General features: G+C 66.6%; 22 protein-coding genes and 1 tRNA gene. 9 read left to right on the forward strand and 14 right to left on the reverse strand.

Going from position 1 to position 19,009, the window contains the following annotated elements:
• The 4 genes from L284_RS29860 to L284_RS29875 all read right to left on the reverse strand — a co-directional run.
• Window positions 1-836, reverse strand: an 836-nt coding sequence (locus L284_RS29860) for an AAA family ATPase (protein WP_021232975.1), incomplete at its 3' end; no start/stop codon positions are given.
• Window positions 833-2,155 carry a DUF4350 domain-containing protein gene (locus L284_RS29865; RefSeq protein WP_021232976.1) on the reverse strand — a complete coding sequence of 441 codons (1,323 nt, stop codon included), beginning with the start codon at window positions 2,153-2,155 and terminating at the stop codon, window positions 833-835. The genes L284_RS29865 and L284_RS29860, both read right to left, overlap by 4 nt.
• Window positions 2,152-2,799, reverse strand: a complete 648-nt coding sequence (locus L284_RS29870; RefSeq protein WP_021232977.1) for a hypothetical protein — start codon at window positions 2,797-2,799, stop codon at window positions 2,152-2,154. The genes L284_RS29865 and L284_RS29870 overlap by 4 nt, the downstream gene beginning before the upstream one ends.
• A gap of 166 nt (window positions 2,800-2,965) precedes the next feature.
• Window positions 2,966-3,874 carry a prephenate dehydratase gene (locus tag L284_RS29875; protein ID WP_021232978.1) on the reverse strand — a complete coding sequence of 303 codons (909 nt, stop codon included), beginning with the start codon at window positions 3,872-3,874 and terminating at the stop codon, window positions 2,966-2,968.
• Window positions 3,875-4,018: 144 nt separating this feature from the next.
• Here L284_RS29875 and L284_RS29880 point away from each other — a divergent pair, with 144 nt between their 5' ends.
• Window positions 4,019-4,651, forward strand: a complete 633-nt coding sequence (locus L284_RS29880) for a c-type cytochrome (RefSeq protein WP_021232979.1) — start codon at window positions 4,019-4,021, stop codon at window positions 4,649-4,651.
• Window positions 4,652-4,779: 128 nt separating this feature from the next.
• Here L284_RS29880 and L284_RS29885 read toward each other — a convergent pair whose 3' ends face one another.
• Both L284_RS29885 and L284_RS29890 read right to left on the reverse strand, forming a co-directional pair.
• Window positions 4,780-5,460, reverse strand: a complete 681-nt coding sequence (locus tag L284_RS29885) for an RlmE family RNA methyltransferase (protein WP_021232980.1) — start codon at window positions 5,458-5,460, stop codon at window positions 4,780-4,782.
• The gene (locus tag L284_RS29890) at window positions 5,457-6,926 is read right to left on the reverse strand and encodes a Ppx/GppA phosphatase family protein (RefSeq protein ID WP_021232981.1); all 1,470 of its coding nucleotides are present in this window, start codon (window positions 6,924-6,926) and stop codon (window positions 5,457-5,459) included. Before L284_RS29890 ends, L284_RS29885 begins: the two co-directional genes overlap by 4 nt.
• 146 nt (window positions 6,927-7,072) lie before the next feature.
• Here L284_RS29890 and L284_RS29895 point away from each other — a divergent pair.
• A tRNA-Gln gene (locus L284_RS29895) sits at window positions 7,073-7,146 on the forward strand.
• A gap of 147 nt (window positions 7,147-7,293) precedes the next feature.
• On the opposite strand, the gene L284_RS48675 is transcribed toward L284_RS29895, so the two are convergent.
• On the reverse strand, window positions 7,294-7,458 hold the full coding sequence (locus L284_RS48675; RefSeq protein WP_021232982.1) for a hypothetical protein: 165 nt from the start codon (window positions 7,456-7,458) through the stop codon (window positions 7,294-7,296).
• A gap of 15 nt (window positions 7,459-7,473) precedes the next feature.
• Between L284_RS48675 and L284_RS48680 the strand changes: the two genes are divergently transcribed.
• Window positions 7,474-7,638 (forward strand): hypothetical protein, encoded by a 165-nt coding sequence (locus L284_RS48680; protein WP_235054308.1) that lies wholly within the window; start codon window positions 7,474-7,476, stop codon window positions 7,636-7,638.
• Here the strand turns inward: L284_RS48680 and hemN are convergent.
• A complete protein-coding gene (gene hemN, locus L284_RS29900; protein WP_031341599.1) occupies window positions 7,622-8,935 on the reverse strand; it encodes an oxygen-independent coproporphyrinogen III oxidase in 1,314 nt (437 codons plus the stop codon). The genes L284_RS48680 and hemN overlap by 17 nt on opposite strands.
• A gap of 189 nt (window positions 8,936-9,124) precedes the next feature.
• Between hemN and L284_RS29905 the strand changes: the two genes are divergently transcribed.
• Window positions 9,125-9,835 (forward strand): OmpW/AlkL family protein, encoded by a 711-nt coding sequence (locus tag L284_RS29905; RefSeq protein WP_031341600.1) that lies wholly within the window; start codon window positions 9,125-9,127, stop codon window positions 9,833-9,835.
• Window positions 9,836-9,942: 107 nt separating this feature from the next.
• On the opposite strand, the gene L284_RS29910 is transcribed toward L284_RS29905, so the two are convergent.
• Complete coding sequence (locus L284_RS29910; protein WP_021232985.1) at window positions 9,943-10,644, reverse strand: Crp/Fnr family transcriptional regulator; 702 nt, start codon at window positions 10,642-10,644, stop codon at window positions 9,943-9,945.
• A 37-nt stretch (window positions 10,645-10,681) separates the two neighbouring features.
• The gene (locus L284_RS29915) at window positions 10,682-11,671 is read right to left on the reverse strand and encodes a S66 peptidase family protein (RefSeq protein ID WP_040712623.1); all 990 of its coding nucleotides are present in this window, start codon (window positions 11,669-11,671) and stop codon (window positions 10,682-10,684) included.
• Between the two features lie 165 nt (window positions 11,672-11,836).
• Here L284_RS29915 and L284_RS29920 point away from each other — a divergent pair, with 165 nt between their 5' ends.
• On the forward strand, window positions 11,837-12,709 hold the full coding sequence (locus tag L284_RS29920; RefSeq protein ID WP_031341601.1) for an LOG family protein: 873 nt from the start codon (window positions 11,837-11,839) through the stop codon (window positions 12,707-12,709).
• A gap of 118 nt (window positions 12,710-12,827) precedes the next feature.
• Here L284_RS29920 and thiD read toward each other — a convergent pair whose 3' ends face one another.
• The 4 genes from thiD to L284_RS29940 all read right to left on the reverse strand — a co-directional run bounded on the left by thiD (window position 12,828) and on the right by L284_RS29940 (window position 16,089).
• Entirely contained in the window at window positions 12,828-13,577 is a 750-nt protein-coding gene (gene thiD, locus L284_RS29925; RefSeq protein WP_021232988.1) for a bifunctional hydroxymethylpyrimidine kinase/phosphomethylpyrimidine kinase, read from the reverse strand.
• Window positions 13,578-13,809: 232 nt separating this feature from the next.
• Window positions 13,810-14,037, reverse strand: a complete 228-nt coding sequence (locus tag L284_RS29930; protein WP_021232989.1) for a DUF1272 domain-containing protein — start codon at window positions 14,035-14,037, stop codon at window positions 13,810-13,812.
• Entirely contained in the window at window positions 14,037-15,377 is a 1,341-nt protein-coding gene (glmM, locus tag L284_RS29935) for a phosphoglucosamine mutase (RefSeq protein ID WP_021232990.1), read from the reverse strand. Before glmM ends, L284_RS29930 begins: the two co-directional genes overlap by 1 nt.
• Before the next feature lie 103 nt (window positions 15,378-15,480).
• Window positions 15,481-16,089: an HNH endonuclease gene (locus tag L284_RS29940; RefSeq protein WP_021232991.1), complete on the reverse strand. Its 609-nt coding sequence runs from the start codon at window positions 16,087-16,089 to the stop codon at window positions 15,481-15,483.
• Between the two features lie 262 nt (window positions 16,090-16,351).
• Between L284_RS29940 and gluQRS the strand changes: the two genes are divergently transcribed.
• From gluQRS to L284_RS29960, 4 genes are all read left to right on the forward strand, one after another.
• Window positions 16,352-17,203 (forward strand): tRNA glutamyl-Q(34) synthetase GluQRS, encoded by an 852-nt coding sequence (gene gluQRS, locus L284_RS29945; RefSeq protein ID WP_021232992.1) that lies wholly within the window; start codon window positions 16,352-16,354, stop codon window positions 17,201-17,203.
• A complete protein-coding gene (locus L284_RS29950; protein WP_021232993.1) occupies window positions 17,200-17,433 on the forward strand; it encodes an HIG1 domain-containing protein in 234 nt (77 codons plus the stop codon). The genes gluQRS and L284_RS29950 overlap by 4 nt, the downstream gene beginning before the upstream one ends.
• A 52-nt stretch (window positions 17,434-17,485) precedes the next feature.
• A complete protein-coding gene (locus L284_RS29955) occupies window positions 17,486-18,055 on the forward strand; it encodes a cob(I)yrinic acid a,c-diamide adenosyltransferase (protein WP_021232994.1) in 570 nt (189 codons plus the stop codon).
• Between the two features lie 64 nt (window positions 18,056-18,119).
• Window positions 18,120-18,989 (forward strand): 3-hydroxyacyl-CoA dehydrogenase family protein, encoded by an 870-nt coding sequence (locus L284_RS29960; RefSeq protein ID WP_021232995.1) that lies wholly within the window; start codon window positions 18,120-18,122, stop codon window positions 18,987-18,989.
• Window positions 18,990-19,009: the final 20 nt, after the last annotated feature.

The raw sequence follows: 19,009 nt of genomic DNA on the forward strand, positions 1-19,009 counted from the left end.
GCACCCGCAAGCAGCACGGCGGCGCGCGGGCTGGCGCCGCTGGCAAGGTCGGCGCTCTCCCGCGTCGCCCGCACCAGGCGCACGATGTAGTCGGTCAAACTTTCCGCCAATGTCACGCGCGATACCGCGCGCGAAGCCGCCTCGATCACGGCATGGTTCGCCACGGCCTCCACGCCGCAGGCGGCCGGACTGGGCGCGCCGCGATTTTCCCCGAACCGCGCGACGATCCGCAGTTCTTCCTCGAAGCTGGGATAGTCCACGTCCACTTTGAACAGGAAGCGGTCGAGCTGCGCCTCGGGCAGCGGATAGACGCCCTGGCTCTCGATCGGGTTCTGGGTCGCCACGACCATGAACTGCGCGGGCAGCGGGTGCGCGGTGCCGTCCAGCGTGACGCGCCGCTCCTGCATGGCTTCGAGCAGCGCGGCCTGGGTCTTGGGCGGCGTGCGGTTGATTTCATCCGCCAGCAGCAGGTCGCAGAAGATCGGCCCGTGAGTCAGCGTGAACTGGCTGGTCTGGAAGTTGAACAGGTTGGAGCCGAGGATATCGCCCGGCATGAGGTCGGGCGTGAACTGGATGCGGCCGAAGTCCAGCCCCAGCGTCGCCGCGAAGCACTGCGCAAGGAAGGTCTTGGCGGTGCCCGGCGGCCCTTCCAGCAGGACGTGCCCGCGCGCCAGCAGTGCGATCAGCAGGTGCTCCACCGTCTCGCCCTGGCCGACCACAGCCTTGGCGACCTGCTCGCGGATGCTGCCCGCCAGAGCGGCGACAGTGGAGAGATCGACGCCGGATTCGGACGACCTGGCCTCGGATGGCACGTCGGGGAATGGGGCATCGGTCATCGGGTCAGCATCCTTTCAAGCGCGTGAAGATCGCGCGCAGCCTTGACGAGATCGTGCGACTTGCGCGCATGCCTGAGACGCGCGGCGATCGCGGAAAAAGGTTCTGCCTCCACGCGGCGCGAGGCGAGCGCGCGGTCGATCGCGGCCTCCGCCTGGTCCGGGGCCAGGCTACGCGGCAGCGCCAGCGCCTGGATCAGCCGATCGCGTGCGCGGTCGGCATAAGGTGCGCCGATCAGGTGAAGTCGCCGCGAGCGGAGCACCAGCCCTGCGGAATTGGCGACGAGCGCCCGCTTGCCGAAGGCGATGGCCCGCTCGGTGGCAAGGGGCGGCCCGAAACGCAGGAAGGCGCGCCATCCCAGCACCAGCCCTGCCAGCAGGAGGCAAAGCGTGGCTGCCAGGAACGGCGGCGTGAAGGCCATTGTCAGCAGGTTCTGCGCCCGCCCGAACCCGTTCATGGTGAGGTCGAAGGTCACTCTGCCCTCGGGCTCCAGCTCGCTGGCGGCAAGCAGGGAGTCCACCAGCTGGGCGGAGCGGCGGTCGGCCATGCCCCAGTTGTCGACCAGATCGGGTTCGAACACGAGGACGAGCGGATAGCGATCCTCGTCTTCCGGCTCGCTGCGCATGACGCCGAGAGCCTCTTCCTCGAGCGCGGGGTAGCTGCCTCCGTCGTCCAGGAAGGCCGCCAGGGTGCGCCCGTCCTGCTCCCTGACCAAGGGGACGAGCGCATCGCCCTGACCGGATTGCAGGTACTTGCCGCCAGGCAGAGTGCCTTCGCCCCCGAGCCCGCGCCAGTGGGCCGGCTTGCCGTTGGCGTCCACATCGCCTTGCACCACCGTCACATCGTCGAGAAAGCCGCGCCATTCCAGCGGCTGCATCCCTTGCAGGTTCACCCAGCCGGGCTTGGCATCCTTCTGCTCGCTGCCGGACGGGAAGGCCATCCACTTCGGCAGGATCACCAGCGTCGGCCCGGCGTAGCGCCGCTTGGAGACGATCTTCTCGATGGCCTCCCCATCGGCCCCGGCGGGCGGGGTGAGCACCAGCAGCCCGGGCTGGTCGAGCTGACCGGCATTGCGGGCGCGGATCACCGGATGACCGCGCCTTTCGAGGTAGTCCGCCATGGCCGCGTAGCCATTGAGGCCGCGCCCGTCGGCATGCGCCTGGCCGTCGTTAGTCGAGCCGAACCCGGTTCCCGTCCCGATCATCCACAGCAGCGCCAGGAACAGCGCCGAGCCGATCAGCACCAGCGCGAGCACCGCCCAGCGCGAAAACGGGTTCGCGCCCACCGCGACGCTGGTTTCCCGGGTGGAGGCGGCGTTCATGCGCGCAGCTCGATACGGGTGAAGCGGGCGTAAGCCTCGCGCGCCGCGGCCCAGTCCTCCGCTCCCAGATCGCGCAGGGCGAAGCGGCTGCGCTCCACCCGCGCGGCGATGGCAGCGAATGCCTCCCGGCCGCTGGCGGGCAGCGCCGGCAGATCGGCAATTTCCCGCGCCGTGCTGGCAGGATGAAGCCAGTCCGGCCGCGCCTCGCGGATCTGCGCGACGCTGCGCCGCAGGAGCAGATGCGTCGCCTCGGCAAAGCGGCCGTCCCGGGCGAGCCGGTCGGCATCTTCCAGCAGGGCCAGTGCCTCGGCTTCGGCGGGAACCCAGGCCTCCGGCGCCGCTTCGCGGCTGCGGCGGCGCCAGCCCTCCATGGCCGGGCCGAAAAGCCGCCAGAGAACGAAGAGCGTCAGGAGAACCGCCAGGACGATCAGGATGTTGGAGAAAAGCGGCCAGGACATTCCCAGCAACCTGCCGAGCGGCGCGAAGATCGCTTCCAGCAGCCGACCCAGCGCCTGGAGCCATTCCGGCGCCTGCCCCGGCGGGAGCGGCTTGGCCGGTGCCAGCGGTCCGAACTGGATATCGGTCGCCCCGCGCACGGCTTCCCAGTCGCTTGCCGCGTCCCGCGCTGCCGTCGCGCCTGTCATCTGACCCTCAGCAGCCATTACCCGCGTTGATTGGCATGGCCGGAGGCAGGGCGCAACCCGTTGCGAGACAAGGATTGCGCCAAGGATTGCACCGGCGCGGGGATACCCGCCCAGCAGGTTCTACCGACCGGGGGAACTCCGCCCGAGAGACGTCGGCTCTCAGCTCTCAGCCGCGCGGGCGAGCCTGCCTGTAGGTGCCCAGCGGGCGCACGTACTTGCAGTGGAAGGCAAGTTCCTGGAGCGCCATGTCGATCCGCGATTCGCCGGGCGCCCCCTCGATATCCGCATAGAACGTCGTCGCCGCGAAGCTGGCGCCGATCTGGTAGCTTTCCAGCTTGGTCATGTTGACGCCGTTGGTGGCGAAACCGCCGAGCGCCTTGTAGAGCGCGGCAGGGATGTTCTTCACCTCGAAGATGAAGGTCGTCATCGCCTGTTCGTTTCTCAGCGCGAAGGGATCGAGCGGCTCGCGCGAAAGGACAACGAAGCGGGTGGTGTTGTCCGCTGCATCCTCGACGTTTTCCTCGACGATCTTGAGGCCGTAAAGTTCCGCGGCGAGGTTCGGCGCGATGGCGCAGGCTTCGGGATCGTTCTGCTCGCGCACGAAAGCCGCGGCACCGGCGGTGTCGGCATAGGCCATCGGCACGATGCCGCGCTCCCGCAAGTATCGGCGCGACTGCCCAAGCGCCTGCGGATGGCTGTAGGCAGCGGAGAACGGCCCCGTCGTACCGTCTTCCCTCGGCAGCGCCATCAGCGCATGCTCGATGCCCATGAAATGCTCGCCGACGATCGACAGCCCGCTTTCCGGCAGCAGGAAATGGATGTCCGCCACCCGGCCATGCTGCGAATTCTCGATCGGGATGATCGCGCGGTCGGCCCGCCCTTCCTTCACCGCATCCAGCGCATCCTCGAACGAGAAGCACGGCAGCGGCAGGCAGTCGGGATCGTGCTCCAGCGCCGCGCGGTGCGAATTGCATCCGGGAGCCCCCTGGAAGGCTGCGGCGCGCGAAGGATCGGCCGCGGCGGCCTCGGTCATGCGGGCGACGATGTCGAGAGCGGGTTCAGGATAGGAATGCATAGCGCCCGCGCGATTAAGCCGCAAAGGCGATCTCCGCAATGGCTCTTGCGCTAACCTGCTGGCAACTCTAGAGCCTCAACCCAAAGAGGATGAGAAAAACTCCACCCATGGGACACTAGGGCTAAGGGGCAAGGGCAACAGGAAATGGATGATCGTTTCAACACCATTGCCGGCTGGGCGCTGTTCGCCGGTATCGTCGGTCTCGGTCTGACCACCGTCAGTTCTCATTACTTCAGCGCAGACAAGCCGCACCGTCCCGAAAAGATGGGCTACGCCATCGAAGGCGTGGAACAGGAGGCCGAAGGCGGCGCCGAAGCGCCGATCGCCACGCTTCTGGCCAGCGCCGACGTGGCCAAGGGCCAGGCCACTTTCGCCAAGTGCGCTTCCTGCCACACGATCAACCAGGGCGGAGCCAACGGCATCGGTCCCAACCTTCACGGCGTCGTCGGTGAAGCGATCGGCAAGGGCGTGGGCGGATTCGCCTTCTCCGATGCCCTCAAGAGCGTCGGCGGGAACTGGGACTTCGAGAAGCTGAACGACTGGCTCAAGAGTCCCAAGGCTTTCGCCCCCGGCACCAAGATGACCTTCGCAGGCCTTCCCAAGGGCGAGGATCGCGCCAACCTGATCGCCTATCTCAACACGCAGGGTTCGAACCTGCCGCTCCCCGCCGCTCCGGCCGCAGGCGCAGCCCCGGCAGCGGATGCCGCTCCGGCGGATGCGGAAGCGAAGGACGACAAGGCCGCTCCTGCCGAGGCGAGCGAAGCCGCCGCGCAATAAGGTTTCGTCGCGAGTCTTCGCGAAACGGTCCGTAAGGCGCTCATCCTGCGCTTTGCGGACCGTTCTTGTTCCGAGGATGGGTCGCGGCAAGGCAACCTGCGAGCAGGGCGCCTTCTTCCCGAACCGGATCAGTCTTCCTTCTCCTCCACGGGCCCCTTGAAGCCCTTGGCGATCACATACCATTCCGAGGAGCCCTTGCGGCTCGCGGGAGGCTTGGCATGCTTGACGCTGGTGAAGCGGCGCTTGAGGATGCCAAGCAGTTCCGTGTCCGTGCCGCCCGCGAAGACCTTGGCGACGAACGTACCGCCCGGCGCGAGATACTGGATGGCGAAATCGGCCGCCGTCTCCACGAGCCCCATCGTGCGCAAGTGATCGGTCTGCTTGTGGCCCACGGTGTTCGCCGCCATGTCCGACAGCACCAGGTCCGGAGCGCCTTCCAGGGCGCCTTCCAGCGCGGCCGGGGCCTCGTCGGCCATGAAATCCATCTCGAAGATGGTCACGCCCTCGATCGGGTCGGTAGGCAGCAGGTCGATGCCGACGACTTTCGCCTTGGGGCATTTCAGGCGCAGCACCTGGCTCCAGCCGCCCGGCGCGATGCCGAGATCGACCGCGCGGGTCACGCCCTTGAACAGGTCGAACTTCTCGTCCAGCTCGATCAGCTTGTAGGCCGCGCGGCTGCGGTAGCCGTCGGCCTTCGCCTGCTTGACGTAAGGATCGTTGATCTGGCGAGTCAGCCAGCGCGCCGAGCTGGTCGTGCGTTTCTTGGCGGTGCGAAGCCGCTCGTTGGGATCGCGTCCTGAACGGCTCATGGCCGGGTCTCCAATTGATAGGCCAGATGATCGGGCTTCCCGGCGGCGGCCATGGTCCTGCCGCTGGAATGCGAGGCGATGAGGCTGCGCAGGATGCCTTCGCGGATGCCGCGATCGGCAACCCCCAGACGCGCCGCCGGCCAGAGGTCGAGGATGGATTCGAGAATCGCGCAGCCGGCCACCACAAGGTCGGCCCGCTCGCGCCCGATGCAGTTCACCTCGCGCCTCTCCTCGATCGACATCGAAGACAGCCGCGAGCTGATCTCGCGCATCGATTCGGCGGGGACGATCAGTCCGTCCACCATGCGCCGGTCGTACTGCGGCAATTCGAGATGCAGGCTCGCGAGCGTCGTCACCGTGCCGCTGGTCCCCAACAGTCGCAGGGGTCCGGTTCCGGCAGCGCTGCCGCGCGCCGGCCCGACGCGCTTGGCGAACGCGGAAAAGCTGTCGGAGACCAGTCCATGCATATGGCGATAGCGTTCGAGCCGCTCCTCCAGCGTCGTGCCTTCCGGCCCGCAGCTCTCGGTCAGCGAGACGACGCCCCAGGGCACCGATTGCCAGTCGAGGATGCGGGGCACGGTGCCGGTGCTCTCGATCAGCACGAGTTCCGTCGATCCGCCGCCGATGTCGAAGATCATTGCCGGGCCGAAGCCTTCCTCCAGCAGGACGTGGCAGCCGAGCACGGCCAGCCGCGCTTCCTCGCGGGCGCTGATGATATCCAGCGCGATGCCGGTTTCCTGGCGGACGCGTTCGATGAACTCCGGCCCGTTCTCCGCGCGGCGGCAGGCTTCGGTCGCCACCGAGCGCGCGAGGTAGACGTTGCGGCGCATCAGCTTCTCGGCACAGACTCGCAAGGCGGCCAGTGTCCGGTCCATCGCGGCCTCGGACAGGCGGCCCGACTGCGCCAGCCCTTCTCCCAGCCGCACGACCCTGCTGAAAGCGTCGATCACCGTGAAGTTCTCGCCCGAAGGCCGTGCGATCAGCAGGCGGCAGTTGTTGGTGCCCAGATCGATCGCGGCATAGGACTGACGATGGGACCGCGCCGCGCCGGGTCCGATTCCCCCGCCTATTCCTGCGGACGCGGCCGATGACAGCGAGGGCGGGGTGAAGGACGCGGGCGGCGCCTTGGCCTCCATGGCCGGTGCGGCTTCCGGTTGAACACGCGCCTTTTTCGACGAACGCGCCGCGCCCTTGCGGGCACCGCGCTTACGGGCGGAGGCTCGCCGCGATTCGGAGCGGCGCGATTCGGAAGGCCGCGATTCCGCCTGGCGGGGCGACGCCTGCGATACGGGTGTCTTCTCTTCGCGCGGCGCTCCGCCTGCCTCGGCGGCGCTGCCCGGCGGGCGCGCCTTCTCCTTGGCCGTGCCGGGTCCGGCTGAGCGTGATTTGCCCTTCCTCGCCTTGCGCCGCCTTCCGGTGCGGCCCGACACATCGACTCTTGCTACCGGCGGATCTTGCTCCGCCATGATAAATGATCTCGTTCGAATAAATCTTACCGCCAAGCGGCGGATACCTGAGCCGATGCTAACGCCCCCCGAGCCAAGGCACAAGCCTGACTGCAAAAAGGGTGCTTGACGCGAATCACAACCCCTACTAGAGGGGCGCCTCCCGATGCCCCGTCGTCTAATGGTAAGACTACGGATTCTGATTCCGTCTATCGAGGTTCGAATCCTCGCGGGGCATCCAATTCTCCCTAAATCGTTGAAAATCGCCGCTTGGATGGCTGCGCCTGCCGACTTGGGCCGAGCGGCATGTACGGGATCGTGCCTGGTACGCCCTCAGCGTGCGCAAGCCGATGTTCCGGCGACGATTGGCGCAACGGGCCGATCGCAGTCAGACGGCCGCGCTTAACTCCGCCTCTCGCATGCCGTCCTGATCCGCATCGACAAACCGGGCTTCAAGCCGACGCCGATCCTGCGAAAACGCCGCCTGCATCGATGCGCCCACGTCACGCTGACCGATTCGGACGGAAAGCGAAACGACGTCATCGGCCGCCATGTGTCCTCACACGGATTGAGCGCCGCGGCTGCCGGTGATCCACCCGCCTGCAACGACGTCGTTCGCGCCAGCCTGGGGGACGGCAGCGAGCTTTGTGGGATGGTGCGCTGGGTGGACGGCAATCTCTTCGGCGTCGAATTCGACACTCGCGCCTGTGTCGCCGTCACACAGCCGAGCTGAACCGCCGCAGCGAATCGTTGCGATAGCTGTCGAAGCAGGCGGCGATGGACCGGGCGTAAGGCAGGCCTTGCGGCACTATCACCAGATCGTCACCCTCGCTCCGGCACAGCCCCGCGTCGAGGTAGGGCTGCAGGAACGGCCAGGCCTCCTCTTTCAGGATCGGCTCGATCCGTGCCCTGCCCTGGCAGAGCAGCGCCTCGATCGCGGCGCCGCGCCGCCGGTCTTCGTCCCGGCGCCGGATCCCGCGGCTTGCGGTAAGCCGGTCCTGCGATAGCATCATGCGATAGCGGCCGGTGTTCTTCTCGTTCTGCACCAGAAGATCGGGAAAGCCGCTGATCGACGAGGCCCCCAGGCCGATAAGCACCGGCGCTTGGTCCTCGGTGAAGCCCTGGAAGTTGCGGCGCAGCGTGCCGGACAGCGCCGCCTTGGCAAGGGCATCCCCAGGCTTCGCGAAGTGATCGAAGCCGATCGGCACGTAACCGGCATCTACCAGCAATTCATGTCCGCGTGCTGCCATGGCGAAGCGCTGCGCAGCATCCGGCAAGGCGTGGGCGTCGATCTTGCGCTGGCGCGCTATCAGGTGCGGGACATGCGCGTAACCGAAAAGGGCGATGCGATCGGCGCCCAGGGACGCGGTGCGTCGGAGCGAATCCTCCAGATCGGCCATGGTCTGGCCCGGCAGCCCATACATGAGGTCGAAGTTGAGCGAATCCACGCCGGCGCCGCGCAGCATCGCCGTCGTTTCCTCGATCATCGACGCCGGCTGCACGCGGCCTATTGCGTTTTGCAGCTGCGGCGCGAAGGTCTGGACGCCGAGGCTGGCCCGCGTGATTCCCACGGCCGCGATCACTGCGGCCCAGTCGGCGCGCATCGTGCGCGGGTCGAGTTCGATCGACAGCACCGGGCTGTCTGCGGCGAACTGAAGCGCCAGCGCATCGACCAGGCGCACGAAGTCGATCGGCGAGATGCCGTTGGGGCTGCCGCCGCCGAACGCGATACGCGTGACTCGGGCGCCCTGCGGCAGGCGTTCCGCGACAAGACCGATCTCGCGGTGCAGGGCATCGAGGTAGCCCGACACCCGGCCCGTGCGGTTGGCGACACTGGTGTTGCAGCCACAGTACCAGCAGATCTTCTCGCAGAAGGGGATGTGGACGTAGAGCGAGATATCCCCGCTCGCCTGCTCCAGCGCGTCGATGAAGGCGTTGGGACCCAGGCTGTCGCCGAACTCCGCCGCCGTGGGGAAGCTGGTGTAGCGGGGAACGGGAATCGCCAGAAGCTCGGGATGATAGGTCCACATGCGCGCCAGAATTGCGGACGTGATCGCTCCGGTCATTGCGCTCGATCAACGCGCCAGAAATGGCAGAAACTTGTCGTTTCTTGCGCCGGATCAATGGCTTGAGCACTACGCGGGGCCAGAGCATCGCTACTGCCGCTCCACGGAAGGGCCTCGCACGGTGCGGCCCCGGCGGCGCAGGAAAGACAGAACATGCGCAAGATGAACCTGCTCGCGGCGACTGCCCTTGTTGCCGGTGCCGCCACCGCTATCGCCGCTCCGGCGATGGCCGCAAGCCCGGAAGGCCGGTGGCAGGTCAAAGTGCTCGGCACGGCGGTGCTGCCGGACGGCAAGATCGACACGATCAGGTCGATCGACACCGACACGGTACTGGGCGGCACCCTGGCGACGCTCGACGACGTAGGCACCCGGGCGAACGACAATGTCGTGCCCACACTGGCGGTGGAGTATTTCTTCACCAAAGCGTTCTCGGTCGAGACGATCTGCTGCTTCACGCAGCACCGCGTCAGCGGAACCGGCGACATTGCCGGGGCCGGGCTGGTCGATCACGTCCTGATCCTGCCCGCAACGGTAACGGCCAAGGCGCACCTCGATACGGGCACCCCGTTCAAGCCTTATGTCGGTGCCGGCCCGGCGTGGTTCTTCGTGTTCGACGAAAAGCCCGGTGGGACCGCCCGTGCGCTGGGGGTGGACAAAGTGAAGATGTCGAACAAGCTGGGCTTCGCGCTTCAGGGCGGCGTGGATATCGCCATCAACGACAAGGGCCTTGGCCTGTCGCTCGACGCGAAGAAGTATTGGGTGAAGCCCACCGCCTCCTTCTACGCGGACGGCGATCTGGCGCTGAGGACGCGGCACGATCTCGATCCCTGGGCGCTGAGCGCCGGGGTGTCCTATCGTTTTTGAAGAGGACTTCAGGGGAGCCTCCAGGCTCCCCTTTCGCCGTTTCCCTGTCGAGAACTGGGTGGTTTGCGGCCAGCGGTCCCGGATAAAGTCCGGGGCGACGTAAGGGGTCAACCCGCCTCGGCCACCAGGGCTGCGTGATCGAGGAGGATCACGTCGCGGCGCGAGGGCAGGTCGACTACACCGTCGTTCTTGAGCCGGGTGAACTGGCGGCTCACCGTCTCGATGGTGAGGCCCAGCACGTCGGCGATCTGCTGGCGCGAGAACGGCAGGGTGATGCGGCGAGAGGCTCCGTCCTCGAAATTCCAGACGCAGCCGGAAGGCCGAAGACGCTCCTCCATTTCGAGCAGGAAGCTGGCCAGCTTCTCCGATGCCGACTTGCGGCCAAGCAGCAGCATCCAGCGGCGCGTGCGGTCTAGCTCGGCCAGCGTGCGCTCGAGCAGCTTGTGCTCCAGTGCCGGGTGCTCGCGCGCGAAAGCGTCGAAATCGCGGCGGGAGAAGACGCAGACGGTGGCTTCGGTCAGCGCCGTGGCGCCGTGCCCGGTGGTGCCGCCGAAGGGACGCCCGATGAAGTCGGACGGATAGACCACGCCGACGATCTGCTCGCGCCCGTCTTCGGTATTGGTCGATAGCTTCAGCACCCCGTCGATCACGTTGGCGACGAGAACCGAATCCTCACCCTCCCAGATCAGCGATTCGCCGGGCTGCATCGTGCGGGTGCGCCCGATCGCGTTGAGCACTTCGAGCTCTTGAGCATCGAGGGATGAACAGATCGCCCGGTTTCGAACGACGCACAGGTCACAGTTCGCCATTAACGCGCGATAACAGCCGCTTCGCGATGGCTCAAGGTCAGCTTACCGCCGGTTCCAGCAGGCGCATGGTTCCGGCATCGGCATCGATCTCCACCGGCAGTCCCACCGGCACGCTCAGTTGCGCGGCGATATGGCCGATCTGCAAGCCCTGGAAGGCGGGCACCTTGAGGCCGGAGAACTGGCGGTCTAGCACTTCGTAGATCGTGAAGTTCGCGTAGCCGCCATCGGGGTTGCGGCAGCCGGTGCATTGGCCGAAGACCACGCCCGCCACTTCGTCGAACACCCCGGCAAGCGCAAGCTGGGTGAGCATGCGATCGATCCGGTACTCGGATTCGTTGGTGTCCTCGATGAACAGCACGGCTCCGGCGAAGTCCGGCAGGTAGGGCGTGCCGACCAGACCCGACAGCACCGAGAGGTTGCCGCCGAGGAGCCGCCCGCGTGCTTTGCCGCCCCGGAAGGTCCGCAAGTCCCTGCCGCGGCCGGAAAGGTTCGCGCCCGCGCCCTCCGGCACTTGCCAGGTCGGGGTCGCACCCTCGAAGGCCAATGCATGGAACGAGGCCCAGGCAGCGGGAGGCCAGGAAGCCGAGGCATTCGGTCCATGGACGCTGGCCACGCCGGTACGCGCCGCGAAAGCCAGGTGGAGCGCGGTATTGTCGCTGAAGCCGACGAAGAGCTTGGGGTTCGCGGCGATCCGCGTGAAATCGAGCAGGGGCAGCAGCCGGGCACAACCCCAGCCGCCCGCCACCGACATGATTCCGCGCACCTTCGGATCGGCGAACATCGCCATGAGATCGCTGGCCCGGTCGGCGTCGGACCCTGCCAGATAGCCTTCGCGGTCCAGAAGGTGCGGAGCGGCTTTCGGCTCCAGGCCCATGGCCCTTACCGTTGCCATGATCGAGGCCACTCCGAAACGGTCGCCCACGAAGCGCGCGGGCGCGACCAGCCCCAGCACGTCACCCTCGCGCAGGCGCGGCGGCTTCACCAACTTGGGCAAAGGCGCGGAAAGCGCCGGCATGGCGGGCGCCATGCTTGCCGCTACGGCCGTGCCCACACCCGCCAGAACGGAACGCCGGGTCAATATCTGCTTCGACATGAGGAGAAACTAGGCGAAGGCCGCACTTGCGCGCAACCGCAAGCGCCTTAAATCCTTACCCCTCTCGACGCCGCGCCTCCCAGCGGCCATGGAATGCAGATGACCGAACAAGAAGACAAGAAAGTCACCAACCGCCGGTTCTACAAGGCCGAGCAGGAAGCCAACTTCGCGGATGCGCAGGAAGGCACGATCCAGACCCAGAACCCGGCCTATCGCCTCGCCTTCCAGGATACCGAATTCCTGCTGCGCGACGAACTGCGCCCGGTGCGTTTCCAGCTCGAACTGCTCAAGACCGAGATGCTGCTGGAAGAAGCCAATATCGGCTCGACCATGGTGATGTACGGCTCCGCCCGCATACCCGCGCCCGAGAATGCAGAGGGCGTGCTGGCCATGGCCAAGACCGACGAGGAAAAGAAGGTCGCCGAGCGCCTCGTCGCCAAGTCGAAGTACTATGACGAAGCCAAGAAGCTCGCCAAGCTCGCCAGCCAGTGCTCGGTGGTCGAGCGCGGCATGCGCCAGTTCGTGGTCTGCTCGGGTGGCGGCCCTTCGATCATGGAAGCCGCCAATCGCGGCGCCTACGAAGTCGGCGCGGAATCGCTGGGCCTCAACATCGTGCTGCCGCATGAGCAGGCGCCCAACCCCTACGTCACGCCGCGCCTCTCGTTCCAGTTCCACTACTTCGCGCTGCGCAAGATGCACTTCCTGCTGCGCGCCCGCGCCGTGGCGGTGTTCCCCGGCGGCTTCGGCACCTTCGACGAATTCTTCGAACTGCTCACGCTGATCCAGACCGGCAAGATGAAGCCCTTGCCGATCCTGCTTTACGGCAAGGAATTCTGGGAACGCGTGATCAATTTCGAGGCGCTGGCCGAGGAAGGCGTGATCAACAAGCAGGACCTCAAGCTGTTCCACTGGTGCGAAACCGCCGAGGAAGGCTGGAAGGTCGTCCAGAAGTTCTACGATCTGGAGTGCTGATGAAGGTCTGGCGAGCGGGCCGGGGTCCGCTCCTTTAGGACAGCGCATCGCCACAACACAGCGTCATCCTGAACTTGTTTCAGGATGACGTCTGTCCGGGTGAGCGGTGTGGACGAACCTACCCCCGAATATGATGCCCCAGCGGACCATGCCCGGCTCCGAAGCCCGGCGCATTGAGCAAGGCCGCACGCACATAGTCGCGCGCGCTGACGATCGCCGCTTCCAGCCCCGCGCCCTGCCCCATGAACGTGGCGATGGCGCTCGAAAAGGTGCAGCCGGTGCCATGCGTATGGCGCGTCTCGATGCGCGGCGCCGTCCAGGACAGCGGCAGTTCGCCGGGGCGCAGCAGCCTGTCCTCCACGATCGGCCCCTCGGCGTCGCCCCCCTTGGCGATATAGGCCACGCCTCGCGCCGCCATTGCCGCGTCTCCGCCCAGCACCGCCAGTTCCGGCACGTTCGGCGTCGTCAGCGTGGCAATGCGCATCAGCCGTTCGAACGCCTCGATCGTCGCGGCATCGGCCAGCACCGAGCCGCTCGTGGAGATCATCACCGGATCGAACACTACGGGCACGTCCAGCGATTCCAGCCGGTCCGCCACGACATGGGCGATCTCCGGACTGCCGAGCATCCCGATCTTCACCGCGTCCACGCCGATGTCGCTGACGCAGGCGTCGATCTGTGCCGCCACCATCTCCGGCGACAGCGCCACCACATCCGTCACGCCGCAAGTGTTCTGCGCGGTGATCGCGGTGATCGCGGTCATGGCATAGCCGCCCAGCATCACGATGGTCTTGATATCGGCCTGGATACCGGCGCCGCCCGAACTGTCGGAACCGGCGATGGAGAGGATGCGGGGCGGTGTGATCATGGCGCTCCCTTGCCGTGTGGTGGGGGCGGTGTCGAGGGAAAGGGGAATTCCTGGGGGATGATCCCCCAGACCCCCGGAATGTCCCCGTTGCGCGCGCCAAGGCCTCGCTCACTCCTTGCGGCGCAGCCCATAAGTCTCCCGACGCCACCATGAGCGCACAACGGCGTTGGCCCACGTGACCTCGACGGTCATGGGGGTGCAGGGGGGCTATGCTCCCCTGCTTCTAACCCCTCTACCCCTTGAACCTGCGCTCCTTCGAGGGCGGCGCGGAATCGAAGTGCCGCTTCGCCCGCGTCGGCCGGTCGAGCAATTCGCCGCCGCAATTGGGGCAAAGCTCGTCGAGCTGGTCCGCGCATTCGGCGCAGTAGGTGCATTCGAAGCTGCAGATGAACGCGCCGGGGGCATCGGCCGGGAGGTCGGTGCCGCAGCGTTCGCAGTCTGGGCGCATTTCGAGAGCCATCAGGCGGCAGCCTCTTCCACGGCGGCGCAGATCGAGGCGACGGCGGCCTCCACCTGCCCGGCATCGTCGCCTTCGGCCATGACGCGGATCAGAGGCTCGGTGCCCGAGGCGCGGATGACCAGGCGGCCGCTGCCGTTGAGCGAAGCTTCCGCGTCGGCGATGGCCGATTTGACGCCTGTCGCCTCAAGCGGCTTGCCACCCGAGAAGCGCACGTTGCGCAGCAGCTGCGGCACCGGATCGAAAAGATGGAGCAGTTCGCTCGCCCGCTTGCCCGACTGGACCAGCGCGGCCAGCACCTGAAGCGCCGCCACGGTGCCGTCTCCGGTTGTGGCATGGTCGAGCAGGATCATGTGGCCCGACTGCTCGCCACCGACGTTGAAGCCGCCCGCGCGCATGCGTTCAAGGACGTGGCGGTCGCCGACCTTGGTGCGTTCGAGCGTGAGCCCCTGACCTTGGAGATAGCGTTCGAGGCCGAGGTTCGACATGACCGTGGCCACCACGCCGCCGCCGCGCAGCGCGCCGCGCGCGGCAAGCTGGGTGCCGATCAGCGCCATGATCTGGTCGCCGTCCACGGTCTTGCCCTTCTCGTCCACCACGATCAGGCGGTCGGCGTCACCGTCGAGAGCGATGCCGATGTCCGCGCCCGAGGAAACCACGGTCTCCCGCAGCAGCTCGACGTGGGTGGAGCCGCACTTGGCGTTGATATTGCGGCCATTGGGGGAGACGCCCACGGCCACGATCTCCGCGCCGAGTTCCCACAGCGCCGAGGGGGCCACCTGATAGGCGGCGCCATTGGCGCAATCGAGCGCGATCTTGAGCCCGTCCAGACGCACGGCCTCGGGCAGCGAGCGCTTGACCGCGTGGATGTAGCGTCCGCCCGCATCGTCGATGCGGCGCGCACGGCCGATGTCTTCGGAGGCGGCCAGCGGGATGTCCTGTGCCAATAGCGCCTCGATCGCCAGCTCGTCCTCGTCGGAGAGCTTGAACCCGTCGGGGCCGAACAGCTTGATGCCGTTGTCCTCGTAGGGGTTATGGCTGGCGGAGATCATCACGCCTACGTCGGCGCGCAGTTCGCGGGTGAGCAGCGCGACCGCCGGGGTCGGCATCGGGCCGAGCAGCACCACGTCCATGCCGACGCTGGTGAAGCCCGCAACCATGGCGTTTTCCAGCATGTAGCCGGACAGGCGCGTGTCCTTGCCGATCACCACCCGGTGTCGATGGGTGCCGCGCAGGAAGCGCGTACCGGCCGCCTGGCCGACTTTCATGGCGATGGCGGCGGTCATCGCGCCCTTGTTGGTGCGGCCGCGGATACCGTCGGTGCCGAAGAACTGTTTGCTCATGACCTCCCCTTGGAGTCTGCCTCGTTAATGCCGGATGACGGCACGGCTCCTCGTTCCCACTAACGCCGGATCCTGTAAATTGCCATTGTGGGCAGACTGGCCCTCAGGCTTCCAGTTCGATGTCCCAGTAGAGCCAGTCGCGCCAGGTTTCGTGGAGGTAGTTGGGGGGGAAGGCCCTGCCGCGTTCCTGCAATTGCCAGCTCGTCGGCCGGATCGGGGCCACGAGCGGGGGCATGTTGGCCTGCTTGGGCGTGCGACCGCCCTTCTTGAGATTGCAGGGCGCGCAGGCAGTGAGGATGTTTTCCCAGCTCGTCCTGCCGCCGAGGCGGCGCGGGACGACGTGATCGAACGTCAGCTGATGGGGAGAGCCGCAGTACTGGCAGCTGAACCGGTCGCGGAGGAAGAGGTTGAAACGGGTGAAGGCGGGAAATTCGGAAGGCCGGACATATTGCCGCAGCGCAATCACCGAAGGGATCTGCATCGACCAGCTCGGGCTGTGGACCACCCGGTCGTAGCTGGAAATGATGTCCACCCTTTCGAGGCAAATCGCCTTTACCGCGGTCTGCCAGGGCCAGAGGCTGAGAGGGTAGTAGGAAAGCGGCGTGTAGTCCGCATTGAGCACTAGAGCAGGACAGTCGGAAAGACTTCGGGAGGGGTCATCCTCCGCGCTGCGGAACCGGGCCGCGCGCTCGATCAGCTCCGACTTGAGCATGGCCTCCTGTCGCAGGCCCTGATTGCGGTTTCATGGCAGTGCATGTGTTTCTTTGCAGCATCTACACGAGTCGGCGTCAAGCCAGCACGGGGTGCGCTCCATACAACAATCCACAGCTTCCCAACAGTGATTCCACCGACCTTCCACGAGAAAGGCATAGGAAGCACACATTCTTTGTCCGGCTTATCCACAGCCTTGGCTACACACCTCCCTTGGTGGGTGCAGCTTGCCCCAGCGGCTCCATCGGCTACGAGCGGAAGCGATGATCCGCACCCGCTTCGCTCCCAGCCCCAACGGCCCGCTTCACCTCGGCCACGCCTATGCCGCGATGGTGGCGCACGACCTGGCGCGCTCGCGCGGCGGCGAATTCCTGCTGCGGATCGAGGACATCGACGGCGAACGCAGCCGGGCGGAGTTCGTCGAGACGTTCTTCCGCGACCTCGAATGGCTCGGCCTCGCCTGGGATGGCGAAACCCGGTTTCAGTCCCGCCGCCTCGCCGACTATGCCGAAGCCGGCGAGCGCCTGAAAGCCATGGGCCTCCTGTACCCCTGCCGCTGCACCCGCGCCGAGATCGCCGCCGCCGCCGCCGCCGCCGCGATGGGACCGGACGGCCCGGTCTATCCCGGCACTTGCCGCCACCGCGAGGTCAACCCCGAAGGCGCGGCATGGCGGCTGGACGTCGCCCGGGCACTGGAGCTGACCGGCCCGCTCGAATGGACCGACGAACGCGCCGGGCCGCAGCGCGCCGCCCCCGGGATTTTCGGCGATGTCGTGCTGCTCAGGAAAGACCTGCCCGCCAGCTACCACCTTGCCGCCACGCTCGACGATGCGACGGACGGCATCACCCTGGTCACGCGCGGCATGGACCTGTTCCCGGCCAGCCATGTCCACCGCTTGCTGCAAGCCCTGCTCGGCCTGCCGGTGCCGGTCTGGCACCACCATCCGCTGCTGGTCGAACCGGATGGCCGCAAGCTCGCCAAGCGGCGCGGCGCGCCCTCGCTCGGCGATCGACGGAAGGCCGGTGAAGACGGGCAAGCCATCGTCGAGGCGCTCCGGGAAGGCCGCTTCCCTGCTGGCATTTCGCTTTCCGAAGGCTTACATCAAGCCTCATGAGCACTCTTCTCATCCCGATCATCATTGTCCTGATGATTCTGGTCGTCGTCAGCCTCGTGCGCGGCATCGTGGCCTTCATGCAGGGCACGAAGGAAGACCTGAACCGCGATCCCGGCTCGACCGAGCCGACCGCGAACCAGCTCCTCCAGAACAAGATGATGTTCAACCGCATCAAGTATCAGGCGGCGGCGGTGATCGTCTGCGCCATCCTGCTGGCGATGGCGCGATAGGGATTTTGATGCCGCCAAATCCGCTTTCGGCGGATTTTTAAAGGATTCCATCTTGGTAAAGCTCAATACGATCTACACCCGCACGGGTGACGACGGCACCACGGGCCTCGTCGATGGCTCCCGCCTGCCGAAATACGCAGCCCGCATGGAAGCGATCGGCGCCGTGGACGAGACGAACTGCGCCATCGGCCTTGCCGTCTGCGCGCTCGCCGAGACACCGCATGCCGGTACTCTCACCCGCATCCAGAACGACCTGTTCGACCTTGGCGCAGACCTCGCCACCCCCGGTGACGACTTCACCCCCGGTGAAATGACGCTGCGCATCGTGCCCTCGCAAGTCGCCTGGCTCGAATCCGAGATCGACGCGATCAACGTCCATCTCCAGCCGCTGCGCAGCTTCATCCTGCCGGGCGGAAGCGAAGCCGCCGCGCGTGTCCACATCGCCCGCGCTTCCGCCCGCAAGGCGGAACGCGCCGCCGTCGCCATGGCGGCCGAGGCGCCCGCCAATCCGGCCGCGCTATCCTATCTCAACCGGCTCAGCGACTACCTCTTCGTCCTCGCCAGGGCGGTGAATGCCAACGGGGCCGACGACGTGCTTTGGGTGCCCGGCCAGAATCGCTAGGTTCCCTCCGCAAGCGCCGATGATAATCGTTCCGGCGCAACGGGATCATAAGAGGAGTTCGGCAGTGCGGAAAGTGGGTATCATCGGCGCGGGCATTATGGGTTCGGGCATCGCCCAGACGGTGGCGGGCAAGGGCATGGACGTGATCCTGTCCGACATCTCGATCGAGAACGCCGATAAGGGCAAGGCCGGCATCGCCAAGGGCCTGGCCCGGCTGGTCGCCAAGGAGAAGATCGCCCAGTCCGAGGTGGACGCACTGCTGCCGCGCATCACCACGGCCGGCGACTATGCCGCAATGGGCGACTGCGACCTCATCATCGAAGCCGCCACCGAGCGCGAGGACACCAAGCTCAAGATTTTCGCCGCCGTGGGCGAAGTGCTGGGCGCGAACGCCATTCTCGCCTCCAACACCAGTTCGATCCCGATCACCCGCATGGCCGCGGCCTCGCCCGATCCGACGCGGTTCTGCGGCCTGCACTTCTTCAACCCGGTGCCGGTCATGGGCCTGGTCGAAGTGATCCCCGGCCTTGCGACTTCCGAGGACACCACCGCGCGGATGAAGGCCTTCGGCGAGGCACTGGGCAAGACCGTGGTGCTCGCCGGTGACGCACCCGGCTTCGTGGTCAACCGCATCCTCTGCCCGCTGCTCAACGAGGCGATCTTCGTGCTGGGCGAAGGGCTGGCTTCGGTCGAGGATATCGACGCGGGCATGCGGCTCGGCGCCAACCATCCCATGGGCCCGCTGACTCTGGCAGACTTCGTGGGGCTGGATACGCTCTACGAGATCATGAAGGTGTTCCAGGCGACCACCGGCGATCCCAAGTACCGCCCGGCGCCGCTGCTGCAGAAATATGTCGAGGCTGGCTGGTACGGCCGCAAGTCGGGCCGGGGCTTCTACGACTACTCGGGCGAGGTTCCGGTTCCTACCCGCTGAAGCGGCAGGCACACGACGGG

The sequence above is a fragment of the Novosphingobium lindaniclasticum LE124 genome (assembly GCF_000445125.1).
In the GTDB taxonomy this organism is placed as follows: Bacteria; Pseudomonadota; Alphaproteobacteria; order Sphingomonadales; family Sphingomonadaceae; genus Novosphingobium; species Novosphingobium lindaniclasticum.